We start from the raw sequence: 12,606 nt of genomic DNA, 5'->3' as shown, positions 1-12,606 counted from the left end.
CTGTTTGTCTTAAGCGGTGGCGACAGGCTCTGCATTTGCCTGCACTTGCAGTGTGGCGGTTGGTAGCGCATTGGTTAGTCCAACGGCATCAATCACTCGCGGCTGCCCGAGCAAGAATTCTGCTTGAGCCATGAACGGATGATGCTTAACTAACACTGCATGGATATCAGCTTTTTCAGCTTGATCTAGGCCAACCAGCTCAACATTATCGAGCTGTAGCGATTTAGGCAGTGAAATGATGTTAGGCTCAATCACTTGCACTTTACAACCAAGCTGCGCCACCTGTTGGACAATGCCCATGGCAGGACTTTCACGCAGATCGTCAATATCTGGCTTAAACGCAATCCCCATGCAAGCAACCACAAAGTCAGAGCGGCTTTTTTCTGGGTGCTGCTGATGGAGTTCATCAAGTTGTGCCTTAATTTTACTAAGCACCCAGTCCGGTTTACCATCATTGACGTGGCGAGCGGTACCGATAAGCTTTGCCTCTTCTGGGCACGAGTCCACAATAAACCAAGGATCAACGGCTATGCAGTGGCCGCCTACGCCTGCGCCGGGTTGCAGAATATTCACGCGAGGATGGCGGTTCGCTAATTGAATTAATTCCCAAACGTTAATGTCGAGCTTATCGCTAATGATCGACAGTTCATTGGCAAACGCAATGTTCACATCGCGGAAGGCATTCTCAGTTAATTTCGCCATTTCGGCGGTGCGTGCAGTCGTCGTCACACACTCACCTTCGACAATAATGTTATACAAGTTAACCGCCGCTTCAGAGCACTTAGCCGTCATGCCGCCAATGACGCGGTCATTTTCTACCAACTCACGAACCACTTGGCCAGGAAGTACACGTTCTGGGCAATGGGCAATACGGATATCTGACGCTTCACCGTGTGTTTGCGGGAACGAAAGATCAGGGCGTGCCTCAGCAAGCCACTGCGCCATTTTCTCAGTCGCGCCCGCTGGGCTCGTTGACTCCAACACCACCAGATTACCTTTTTCTAAAACCGGCGCAATTGCTTTACTCGCGGCTTCGATATAACTGAGATCGGCTTGGTGCGAGCCATGAATAGGATCGGATAAAAATGGCGTTGGAACGGCAATTAAAAAGGCATCAGCCGGCTTTGGTGAGGTTGTTGCTTGCAGGTAACCCGCTTTCACTGCACCTTGGATCACCACATCCAGTTCTGGTTCCACAATGTGAATTTCACCGCGATTAATGGTATCTACTGCATGTTGGTTGACATCCACACCGATAACGTTTGTTTTGCGCGAAGCAAAAACACCGGCGGTGGGTAAACCAATGTAACCTAGCCCGATTACTGAAATTGTTTCAAAGTTCATTTTTAACCTTATTATTAATGGTTGTTCCAAGCATTTAAAAAGTCGGCAATGCGCGCACATGCCTGTCCGTCGCCGTATGGATTATGCGCCCGACTCATTTCGCGGTAAGCACTTTCATTACTTAGCAAACGCGACAGTTGTTCGGTAATGACGTTAACGTCTGTGCCCACGAGTTTGACAGTGCCTGCAGCAACCGCTTCTGGTCGCTCTGTGGTATCGCGCATGACTAACACTGGCTTACCGAGAGATGGCGCCTCTTCTTGGATGCCCCCAGAGTCGGTAAGGATGATATCCGCTTGATTCATCAAATAAACAAACGGCAAGTACTCTTGCGGCTCAATCAAGTGAATATTGTCGTGGTGCGCTAGTAAGCGTTTTACTGGCTCTTGTACATTTGGATTTAAATGTACCGGATAAACAATTTGCACTTCTGGATGCGCTTCCGCAGTTTGCGATAATGCTTGACAAATCCGCTCAAACCCGCCGCCGAAACTTTCACGTCGGTGCCCGGTTACCAGGATCATTTTTTTCATTGGGTCGAGAAAAGCAAACTGCTGTGCTAACTGGGCCGATAACTCTGGCTCTTTCTCAAATTTATTCACCACTTGCAATAGCGCATCAATCACAGTATTGCCGGTAACTGTAATTTGATTATCTGCGATACCTTCATTTAATAAATTATCTTGTGAGCTATTGGTTGGTGCGAAGTGAAGATTAGCGATTGCTCCGGTAAGCTTTCTATTCCCTTCTTCTGGCCAAGGGGAATAAATATTTCCAGTACGCAGACCGGCTTCTACGTGTCCAACCGGGATTTGTTGATAATAAGCGGCCAGCGACGCGGAAAAGGTGGTAGCGGTATCTCCATGCACCAAAACAATATCCGGCTTAAACTCACTAAGTATCGGCTTTAATCCAGAAAGGATCCCGCTGGTAACATCGGTAAGGTCCTGACCTGGCTTCATTAAGTTCAAATCATAATCTGGTTTTAGCTGGAACAAGTCTAACACTTGATCTAACATTTCTCTGTGTTGAGCCGTTACACACACCCTCGCATCGAAACGTTCGTCATCATTTAATCCAAGGGCTAAAGGGGCCATCTTTATTGCTTCAGGCCGCGTACCAAATACCGTTAATACTTTCACTCTTATTCCTTATTTATTAATCATTAATTTTTACACTAAACATCCTTGCCAAATTGGCAGCCTAACCATGGCTTATCATGGTTGATACTCTAATAATTGTGCCGACGGTTGACGTCCTTCTACCTGGCCGTTTTCAATAAAGTGAACCAATGGATTCACACCACTTTCTGCGACATCGGGATACGTCTTTAAATACCATTCAGTATTAAATTGAGGGCTGGGGTTTCGTCCCTCCTGCGCACCAAACCGCAAGTAATGTTCGATCGGGTCTAAGTCAGATTGTGATGCAACATCAGGGTTCTGTTGCAAATACCATTCTTTATCAAATAAATCTGTCAATTCAATAAGACGTGCTTGCTCAGCTAGTGCCTCGGCCCGCTTTCTTTTGGGGCTATGACGTAAATTGCGTACCGGCTCCGTCACTTTCCACAACGGCGATGAGTGATAACGATTAATTTGTTTTTCTAGTGATTGCTTTTCGGCAACCGCTTTGGCCAAATCCAGCTTCAATAAGCGATGGCGTTTGGTGATATTGGTGACCTTTACGTTATGCGCCTTGACCTGTTGCTGCAGCTTTTGCTCTTGGTCAAATGCATTTTCCAAACGCGCTTGCACCTTACTTAACTCACACGCAAGATTATCCATCTCTACGGCTTGAGCGTCTTTTTCTGCGTTAACTTTTGCGATCGTTTTCTCATAGTTGTTTTTCTGCTGTTCAGTATCCTGCAGCGCTTGAGCAAGCTGTTTTTCGAGGCGCGCTATTTGTTCTTTGTGTTGGCGATGCTGCTGACTTATTTGTTTTTGTGACGCCGTCAGTTGGTTTTCTAGATCCGTTTTCTCTGCTAACACTGTCTGTCGTGCTTTTACCTCGGTCAGTAGCGCCTTCCTTTGTTGCTGCTGATCTTGATAAACGCGCTCAAGGCTTGCTTGGACTCGCTGCAATTCATTCTCTAATTGAAGCGTCGCGGCCTCTTTCTCTTCTAGCTTCCGCGACCATGTCTGATCGGAGGCTTTATTTGCTTTTTCAGCTTCGGCAAGTTGCTTTTGTAACGATTCAAGTTGTCCAGTTAACTTAGTCTGCTTTGTATTGCTCTCTTCAAGGGTATACTGCAACTGCGAAACATCTTGTTCACGCTTTTCCATTTGTTTATTCGCATACCGCAATTGTTCGACGGCTTGTTGGCTTTGCTGGGCCAAGCTCGTCATATCGAACGGCAGAGTGGGATAGTTATCACTCATCGGCAAAGTAACACTAAATAAGAGTTGTTCCAGTTGAGCAAACTCAGGGTGCTGCGAGATATAATAAGCCGCGAATATGTCGTATTCATCTTGTTGTGTACGCGGCGCCATACTCATTGCTTCGGGCCATTCGATGCCAAGAGACGTTAGCCAGCCTTGCCAGGCCTCAACATAAAACGTGGCATGGGTATGGCTAATGAGGTTCACCTTGTGCTGATGATTGGGTAACCATGCAAGCAGCGCTTTAGTGAAGCGCCTCCACTCTGCCAGTGTTTCCTCAATTGCCTTATCGTCTGCGCCATTACGCAGCGCATCGGCCAGGGTCGACTTTGCATCCCAAACATGCAGGATCACCTCATCAAACGACACTAGGTCCTGTTCGATATCCGCTAATGTACACGAGTTGGCAATAATCAGCGCCTTGCCGCCGCTAGGGTGATCACTGGTACTACTTTGCACAATTGGAAACGGACTCGTTTGCTGACTGAGCCACGCCTGCCATTGGGCACTCTTTATGGTGCTAGCAATGACTTTCATTTTTCTCTCCATTTCACCTAACCACTGGTTCAAAATTACGATTTATTCATCGATATGTTCAGCGCTTGCTTCTTTGACCGCTTCGTTAACACGCTTGGTCTTTAGCATGTTCTGCGTAGCGCTAGATAATGGGGCCGTATGCAAGCCAATCAGACGCATGATGTTTTTATTAATTTTTTTAACATCGTAGCGGTGTAGCGCCAATTGGTGACTCATGGCACCATGCTGGATAATCCATTCGGGATGGTCGATATACATTTTCATCGCATTAAATAACGCGTGTGGGTCGTGCGGCGGAATTAATAAGCCACTTTTATGGTGCACAACCGTTTCTTTACACCCTGGGCTACAGGTGGTGATCACTGCCCGCCCCATTGCCATTGCCTCTTGGGTGCTTCTAGGTACCCCCTCTCGGTAATAAGACGGCAAAACAAACACCGATGATTTTTTAAGCGGGATCCGCACATCGTCTACTTTACCGGTATAGTGAATAACACCGTCATGGACTTTTTGCTTTAACAGCGCAGGCGATACGGCATCACGGCCTTGATCGGGCGCACCAACCACCCAACACTCGGCACGATAGCCTGCTTCTTTTAACGCTTGCGCGGCTTGCAGGTAGTACCAAATACCTTTCTCGTTAAGTAAACGGCCAATAAATACAAAACGCACCGGTGCGGTGACCGACGGTTGAAATTGGTAATGACGTAGGTTTAAACCAATGCCGTTGATTAAATGCACTTGGCCGGTGTTAATATTGTTTTTATCAATTAGATCGCACTTGTCGTCTGGGTTCAGCAGAAAAAGGTGATGGCTAAATCGCAGTGCACAGCGATAGAGAAACACCTGTATTTTTTGCAAGATTTTTTGCTTTTTACTGAATCCAGTTGGCGGTAATGTAAAGGGCCGCCCCAGCCCTTCAATTTTTGTTACACGCAAAGGCACACCGGCTAATTTTGCCGCGACGGTGCCGTAAATAACCGGTTTGGCGAAATAGCAAAACGAGACGTCAATATGATTTTGCTTAAACAGTTTATACAGTTGATGAATCGTTTTTATGTCTTGGTACGGGTTAATGCCCAAACGGCTTAAAGAGTAGCGAATGGGTGTGGCACCCAGCTCTAAAATACGTAGCTGTTGAGTAAAGGTTATTTCGCTAACAAAGGCATACACAGTATGGCCCGCGGCTACCATGTCTTTGATTAGTTCGCCACGAAACCCGACTAAACTCTCCGCCAGTGTTCCTACAATAGCAATGGTTTTCTTTGTCATTTCACCCCTGCGAGTTGGCGAACCGTTTTCGCGACCAACGCGGTTATTTTATGGTGAAAGCGTTGACCTGATTGTTTTTGGTTTGCCAATACATTAACGGCATCGAAAGCGGTGGTGTAATACCCAGAATGTGGATTTATGTATAAGGGATACCAAATGTACGCCGCATAAATCAGTTCATCGATCGTGCGTTGTACGCCACGGCGCGCCACCAAACACTGATCGTCTGTTAAGCCCCACCCCGCATAAAAGGGGATGCCGTGACAAACCACTCGCTTGTCTCGAATAAGTGCTTCAAATCCCGCTAAGGAGCACATCACATGCACGGCATCCACATGCGGATAAAGGTGCTCAATGCCCACATACGCCTCGATTTGATCACACCACTGTTGCGCCTTTTTTTCGTTTTCACCCGCTTTGCGCGCGCCGGCAATCACATCCGGATGCGGCTTGTAAATAATGTAGGCATCGGGATGTTGCTGGCGAACCTTCTTTAGCAGCGCGATATTAGTGCACACATGGGGCGAACCATGTTGTAGTGACGCATCCGATTCCACCTGGCCCACCACCAAGCAAATGGGTTTGTCGGTCACAGGTCGACACCATGTTGTTTGACCGGTGTTATATTTAGTGAGCGATTGCGCCACTAATTGCTGCTTGAGGGCGTGCCCTTGTCGACGCTCCTGTTCGGTGAACGTGTGCGTCGTAAGGTAATGCTCGAGATCAGAGGGCTGCGTGGCATCAAAGTAGATGCCTTTTTTATCGACAATCCATGATATGGGTTTAGCAAATAACGCCCCCAGCCCTACCGAGCGAATAAAGCCATCTTCAACACGCAGCATCGGGCGCTCTGCATCAAGGCGCTCTCGGCTCCCCCAAATCAGCTGGGTTTCATGGCGTTCTATACCAGACGTTACCGTATCATGGTGCAGAAAACGCAACCGGCTACCTTGAAAAAATGCCCGGAAACAAGGACGCCAGTAAGGGTTCACATCGAAGGCAACCAAGTGTCTTGGCGTTCGCTGTCGGCCCTTCATTTGTGACACCAACCAAGAAACCGCGGCCAATGGTGTGATGATTTGCCCAGTTTCAGGGTGATAGATCTCGGTTTCTGGATGCAGCCACGTCGCCAATAATAACGGCTGTATTTGCGCGGCTGACCAATGTTTCACATACCTGTGTGTGCTTGCCGGATGATTCAGGGTTGCAAGCAATGTTTGCGCACTTCCTGCCAAAGCAACAAAAGGCACACCATACATGGCACTTTCAACCATTAGTTCACCCCGAGCACTCAGTACGCATTTCGCGTTGGCTACCCAGTGAATGGGGCGATTCTCAGTATCCAGTTGCTGCCACAAAAACTGGGGGTGGTTTTGCCGTGCTTTCGCAAAACTTTGGACTATATGCCTCGGTAGGCGGCGCTGTATACGCAATTGCTGATCAACCAATACATACCAGACGTAGGCATTATGCTGTCGCGCATATTGTGCCGCTTTATCGACCGAGTCTTGGTTGAAGTCTTGTGCGGTAATCACCATTAGCACATAAGAGCGTGGCTCGCTTTTAGGTTGATCTGCATAGGCATGATCAAGACCCAGCACGCTAAGCTGGTGTTGCTTGACACCCTCCAACCACTGTTGATGGATATGAGTCCATTCCTGGTCCTGCACCGCCTTGATGTTGTTTAGCGCCAGACGAAACAATGAGTACTGAGACTTCACACTAGTGTGACCCAAACGCTGCTTAAAGGGTGCAGCGGGCAGCGGCCAGTTTAATTGCTCCTTATCAACACTCTCCATGATCGGCCATTAGTCTCGGTGATCACGGATAATGCTGCGACCAAGATGGACAACCGCAAAAAAGAAAACGCTCATCAAACTCCATACTACCCAGTTGTGAAAACGACGAGGCTCCGTGGAATATTCTGGCAAACTCGGGTATTGCAGCACGGACACTTGCTTGAGTTTGCGCGCCGTTTCAACGCGTGTGGTCTCAAGTGCGGTGAGTGCATTCGAATACAATTCAAGCGCAAATTTGGCTTGCATTTCTAAGGTTTTGTATTCCGCCGTTACACGGTTAAGGGCATTATCCTTGTTTTGCGTCAACAACCGCTTTTCTTGCTTAACTTGTGACTCTAGCGCATTGATCTCACTTTTTAACCGTTGCATTTCTGGGGAGCGCGCGGTTTGGAAACTACTCAGCGCTTGCCGCTTTGATTGTGTGACGGCCAGTTGCCCCTTTAACTCTGCTATGATTTTTAAGGTTTCTTCGACCGTTGCTTTTGGGGAAATCAGGTTGTGCTGGTTTTGGTAAGCGAGTAACTTTTCACGTGCTTGATGTAAACGCTCCGACATGGTGTTTACTTGTTTTTCAATAAAGTTTAGCTGCTCTTGCGCGAGGCGACGCCCCATCGCATTCATATGCTTTTCACCTTCCTTCAATAAGGTTTCGGCAATTTGCTGCGCCATCTCGGGGGTGTACGCTTCGACACGAATACGCAATACGTTGGTGTAGTCATCAAACTCAATCTTTATACGTTTGCGCAAGTATTGATGAAAAAGCTCTAGCGGTACATCAGCGTTAGATAAACGGGCAATAAAGTCAATGTCTTCTTGTGCGTAATGGTTGCGAAGATCGAGATCTTTTTGCAACTTAGTCGTCATATCAACCGATTCTAGATGCTCTTTCAACAACAACAAATCACCTGCGCCGGATGTGCCCGAAAGCAGTGATGACACGCTCAGTCCTGTGGGAATGATTTCAGGACTTTTTAAAACCACATTGGCTTGCGAAACATAGCGATCAGTGGCTAAAACACCGTAATAAATACCTGCAGCAAGAATAATGCCTAGGCACAAAAACCACTGTAAATGCTTACGAAAAACTACTTTCATTTTTTAATACTCTTATGATAATCGTGTATCGCATCTTCTAGATCGTCATACCAAATTGCTTTGCCCTTATGTATCCATAGCCCTGCTTGGCAAAGATCTCTTAAGATACCTTCGCTATGCGATACCATAATAATACTGGCTTGCCCAATGCGGTCTTTAAAAGCTTTGGTGGCTTTGTCACGAAAGCTTTTATCACCCACCGCGGTTGCTTCATCTGACAAGTAAACATCAAACTCAAACGCAAGCGATAAGCCGAAGGATAAGCGACTCCTCATCCCGCTTGAGTAGGTGCGAATGGGCTTATCAAACGCGGCACCAATTTCGGAAAAGTCTTGAACAAATTGAATAATGCGTTCAATTTTGCTTTCATCACCGTGAATACGCGCGACAAACTTCACATTCTGCCGCCCGGTCATATTGCGTTGAAAGCCGCCACTTAAGCCTATTGGCCATGACACGCTGCACTTTCGCTCGATGGTGCCTTGGTCGGGCATATCCATACCGGAAAGTAATCGCAACAAAGTGGATTTACCCGCGCCGTTTTTTCCTACCACACCCACGCTCACGCCCTGGGGAATAGTAAAGTTCACATCTTTTAATACCCAATTGCTACCAAACGGACCGTGGTAGCGCTTGGACATGTTTTTAACTTCTATCATGCTGACATTAATCTTGATTTAAACCGCACATGCAGCATGAGTCCCAATAGGCTCGCCACCAGCGCGCATTGCACGGGGTAGAGCAAGCTGACGCCACTGAGCATGTAATAACCATGGAAATACGCGTGGCGCAGTAATTCCAATACATGTACCAGCGGGTTATACATCAGTACATCACGTATTGAATATGGAAAAGCTTTGAGAGGAAAAATGGCGCCAGACAACATATATAGCGAATACATTAGCAACTTTACGATTTTTTCAATTTCTTCGGTAATGGTGGCCACCACCGACAGCACTAGGCCAAAGCTCAGTCCTAGCCACCACGCCAATACCCACATGGCTATCACGACCAGTGGTTCATCGGGGCCGCGATAGCCACCGAAAAACATCAATGACACAATAATTAGCGTTAAAACGACGCTGCGAATGGTGAATTCAAGAAAGGCACGCACGATCACAGGATCAATCGGATGCACTTGACGATAGGCAAATAGCGAACTATTCGCTCGTATCGCCCCCATGGTGCGCATCATGGCATCGCGAAAAACCATAAAGCTGATAATGCCGATGATTAGCCAGGGGATAAATTCCGCTCCTTGAATATATTTCACCCGCCCCATCAGTTGCCGCACCCCAATGAAGACCATGAGGTGTAGGATGGGCTCGAGCAAAATCCAGCTCCATCCGAACCGATCGGCGCTCATGCGTGCCATAGCTTCGCGCATAAAAAGGGCATGCCAAACGTGTTTACAGACTTTTAATGGGTGCCGTGGTTGATAGCTCATTACAAGTCCATGATCACTTTGGCGGATACTGCAACTTGATAAAGGATTTGAGTCAGTGTCGATGCCAACTGTAAGTTTTTGGTGCCTGCTTTTGGTAAGACCAGAATTTGATCGCCCGCTTTAACGGGGGCGTCTTTGGCTGAGATAACCTCACCATTTTGACGCACGATTAAAATGTTGTCGTCGTTAGCATGCTGACTAAAGCCGCCTGACGCTTCAATGTAGTCAAGCGCCGTTTTACCCGGTGTGAAAACGATAGATTGCGGTACAAACACTTCACCGGTGATCAGCACGGTGCTGCTGCGCTCTGGTAAGTGAATCACATCCCCGTCTTGTAAACGAATATCGGTCAATTTGCCTTGGTTGGTCACCACCATGGTGCCTTCGGGTTCGACTTGCGAGGCTTTTTGCACAAACTGACTAATTAGTTCGGCCTCTCGCACACGGATTGCCGATTCCTCTGCGGTTGAAGACGATGCACCTAAGTAAGTAGCTTCAAGACGTCTTAGACTTTCATCAAGGGCTTTTTTCTGACGCTCGGCAACACTCACGCGCGTCAGTGAAATCTGTTGGTAGTTGGTCTCTTGAGGGTCAACAGGCACACTGGTCAAGAGTTCGGCGAGTGTCGTGTTTTTAGGCAACACAAAATTTGACTGCCCCGTAAACGCGCCTTCCAGTTTGACGACAATTTGTTGATCTTTACTATCGCCAACAAACACGAGTTCATCGCCATCTGCAATCTCTGCCGTTGTAAAATCTTGCAAAGAAAGATAGTGCGCAATCCATTCTTTGTTGCGCGTGCCGCGCTGTAGTACGTGAGTGACAGCGGGATCCAACTGTGTTAGTGCCAGGATCTCTTCACCCAGCGTCTTTGCACCTTTCAGTTCAAAACGGAACGTGCGGCCAATGTCGCCTTTTACGACGACAGTCGGCTTTCGCTTTGTGACTAATAATGTATCGCCTTGCTGCAATTGTGGGTGAGCCAACTCCCCTTTTAGCATGTACTGGTACAGATCTAATTGGCTGATTACCTTGCCATCGCGTAATAGTGAGACTTCACGATAGCTACCAAGCTGATCATCAATGCCACCCGCTTGGTCAAGGAACATTAGCGCTGAGTCGCTAGGTACCCCTGCATAACGCCCTGGGTTTTCAACAAAACCCGCCACAAAAACCGAAATAGGCTGTACGCCTTGTAGGTTGGTGTAAACCCGTACTTTATCGGAGTAGGTTTTGCGAATCGCTCCCGACACAACGGCGTTCAAGCGGCTATTTGGCGTGCCTTTTACATTTACAGGGCCAATAGAGGGGATAAAAATATTGCCTTGTGCATCAACCGGTAACGTGCGCTCCATTTCAAACGCGCCCCAAGTTTTAATGGTAATTTGGTCGCCCGGCAAAATACGGTAGTTAGGATTGAGCCCATCAGACCGCAAACCACGAAATCCCCCTTGGAACAGCGAGTACCCAAAGGGCTGTATGTCGTCGTCTTTTTGAGTCGTTTGTTGGTTTTGCACCGGACCATAGTTGGATGACTGCCAATTGGCTTTTACCGTATCATCAGCCGAACTGGTTGATACAGAGGTGCTTTGTGCTTGCTTTGCAGCAGCCATTAACTCACTGCGTGATGCGCTTTGCGCTACTGTACTCACTGATAAAGTAAGTAGAAGAGTAATTATAAGTCTTTTCATTCGTGCTAAATCTCTGAAAGTGGGAGCGGAGCCATGGCCTAACAGGCCTTAACGTCATTGCGATTTTAACGACGGCGCTAATTGCGAAAAGCTCGAACGACTCCCCATCCTTTTGGATACTCACAGAGGTTGTATTGAGGAGGTTGCGTTGACTGGGTCGACGACGAGACGCTGAGTAATGCAAAGCATGTCGTTCCCGTGGCTGAGAAATAACGCTGTTGCACAACCACTGTTTGCTCGCCTGCTTCAAGCGGTAACGTTAAGGTCTCTCCGCTACTCGTGTGGCTGCCAACGTCGATCTCTTTGTCTTGAATATACTGAATAGCGTGATTAGGTTGACCCGGAATAACACTGTGGCGATTAGCCTCAGACACCGGGTAAGAAGAGCAACCCGCGAGTAAAAAGAGCCCACAAGGTAAAACATGTTTTAACAGAACATTCATAGCTAAAACCTTTCTTATCAACACTTTGTAATGTATTGATATTCTTTATCATTTGTATTCGTGTTGTGATTAAAGCACTGAGGTTAAAAGTTAGTCTGCTTTTCCCAACAACCCTTAAAATGCATAAAAATGCAACTTGGAATAAGTAAAATAGACACGCTACCGCCCGTTGATGTTAGCGCTTGATCACACTGCGCAGACAAAAATCAGCTTATTCACACGGTTAAACGCACAACATTTACACAACAATCTTGTAACTTTATCGTAATGGTCTACTTTGTTGGTGCTAATGTTGAATTTTGCAGGCTGGTATACTACGCAAACTGAATAGATCATCAATATTGATTCAAGGCTTTTGTCGTCATAACTCAGTCGATTGCTGTTTTTTTGGACAAAGCATGAGTTTTGCATGAAAAATACTTAAACGATGCAAAAAAGTAAGACAACGGAAAAACAGGCAGATACGAAATTACTGTGATATAAGTAGAAAAATTGGTTACAGAATGGTGTGTTGATTATTTGGGAGGGAGATCCTAGGGCCTAGGATCCTAGGTCCTAGGTCCTAGGGAAGATGATGGGGAATACGGAATACGGAAT

The 12,606-nt window shown here is 47.0% G+C and carries 10 protein-coding genes; all 10 read right to left on the bottom strand.

The window, feature by feature from the left end; genetic code table 11:
• Positions 1-9 precede the first annotated feature (9 nt).
• Complete coding sequence (wecC, locus tag BGL48_RS07990) at positions 10-1,344, bottom strand: UDP-N-acetyl-D-mannosamine dehydrogenase (RefSeq protein ID WP_069362172.1); 1,335 nt, start codon at positions 1,342-1,344, stop codon at positions 10-12.
• A 14-nt stretch (positions 1,345-1,358) separates the two neighbouring features.
• Complete coding sequence (gene wecB, locus BGL48_RS07985; RefSeq protein WP_069362171.1) at positions 1,359-2,492, bottom strand: non-hydrolyzing UDP-N-acetylglucosamine 2-epimerase; 1,134 nt, start codon at positions 2,490-2,492, stop codon at positions 1,359-1,361.
• A 69-nt stretch (positions 2,493-2,561) separates the two neighbouring features.
• Positions 2,562-4,262: a hypothetical protein gene (locus BGL48_RS07980; protein WP_069362170.1), complete on the bottom strand. Its 1,701-nt coding sequence runs from the start codon at positions 4,260-4,262 to the stop codon at positions 2,562-2,564.
• Between the two features lie 42 nt (positions 4,263-4,304).
• The gene (locus BGL48_RS07975; protein WP_069362169.1) at positions 4,305-5,534 is read right to left on the bottom strand and encodes a glycosyltransferase family 4 protein; all 1,230 of its coding nucleotides are present in this window, start codon (positions 5,532-5,534) and stop codon (positions 4,305-4,307) included.
• A complete protein-coding gene (locus tag BGL48_RS15985) occupies positions 5,531-7,333 on the bottom strand; it encodes a hypothetical protein (RefSeq protein ID WP_083238488.1) in 1,803 nt (600 codons plus the stop codon). The genes BGL48_RS07975 and BGL48_RS15985 overlap by 4 nt, the downstream gene beginning before the upstream one ends.
• A 9-nt stretch (positions 7,334-7,342) precedes the next feature.
• Positions 7,343-8,428, bottom strand: coding sequence for a chain-length determining protein (locus BGL48_RS07965; protein ID WP_069362168.1), 1,086 nt, complete (start codon positions 8,426-8,428; stop codon positions 7,343-7,345).
• Positions 8,425-9,069, bottom strand: a complete 645-nt coding sequence (locus tag BGL48_RS07960) for an ABC transporter ATP-binding protein (protein ID WP_218089800.1) — start codon at positions 9,067-9,069, stop codon at positions 8,425-8,427. The genes BGL48_RS07965 and BGL48_RS07960 overlap by 4 nt, the downstream gene beginning before the upstream one ends.
• Before the next feature lie 14 nt (positions 9,070-9,083).
• A complete protein-coding gene (locus BGL48_RS07955; protein WP_069362166.1) occupies positions 9,084-9,875 on the bottom strand; it encodes an ABC transporter permease in 792 nt (263 codons plus the stop codon).
• Entirely contained in the window at positions 9,875-11,488 is a 1,614-nt protein-coding gene (locus tag BGL48_RS07950; RefSeq protein ID WP_218089799.1) for a polysaccharide biosynthesis/export family protein, read from the bottom strand. Before BGL48_RS07950 ends, BGL48_RS07955 begins: the two co-directional genes overlap by 1 nt.
• Positions 11,489-11,643: 155 nt before the next feature.
• Positions 11,644-12,009, bottom strand: coding sequence for a hypothetical protein (locus BGL48_RS16125; protein ID WP_141698074.1), 366 nt, complete (start codon positions 12,007-12,009; stop codon positions 11,644-11,646).
• Positions 12,010-12,606: the final 597 nt, after the last annotated feature.

This window comes from Salinivibrio sp. SS3 (assembly GCF_001722105.1).
Taxonomy (GTDB): Bacteria; Pseudomonadota; Gammaproteobacteria; order Enterobacterales; family Vibrionaceae; genus Salinivibrio; species Salinivibrio kushneri.
Note: the sequence above shows the minus strand (reverse complement) of the source record. Positions and strands in the feature narration are given on the sequence as shown.

Coding starts and splice junctions, on each gene's coding strand:
- wecC (WP_069362172.1), bottom strand. CDS start 1,344: ATGAACTTTGAAACAATTTCAGTAATCGGGCTAGGTTACATTGGTTTA.
- BGL48_RS07955 (WP_069362166.1), bottom strand. CDS start 9,875: ATGAGCTATCAACCACGGCACCCATTAAAAGTCTGTAAACACGTTTGG.
- BGL48_RS07950 (WP_218089799.1), bottom strand. CDS start 11,488: ATGGCTGCTGCAAAGCAAGCACAAAGCACCTCTGTATCAACCAGTTCG.
- BGL48_RS07980 (WP_069362170.1), bottom strand. CDS start 4,262: ATGAAAGTCATTGCTAGCACCATAAAGAGTGCCCAATGGCAGGCGTGG.
- BGL48_RS07965 (WP_069362168.1), bottom strand. CDS start 8,428: ATGAAAGTAGTTTTTCGTAAGCATTTACAGTGGTTTTTGTGCCTAGGC.
- BGL48_RS16125 (WP_141698074.1), bottom strand. CDS start 12,009: ATGAATGTTCTGTTAAAACATGTTTTACCTTGTGGGCTCTTTTTACTC.
- BGL48_RS07960 (WP_218089800.1), bottom strand. CDS start 9,069: ATGTCCAAGCGCTACCACGGTCCGTTTGGTAGCAATTGGGTATTAAAA.
- BGL48_RS15985 (WP_083238488.1), bottom strand. CDS start 7,333: ATGGAGAGTGTTGATAAGGAGCAATTAAACTGGCCGCTGCCCGCTGCA.
- BGL48_RS07975 (WP_069362169.1), bottom strand. CDS start 5,534: ATGACAAAGAAAACCATTGCTATTGTAGGAACACTGGCGGAGAGTTTA.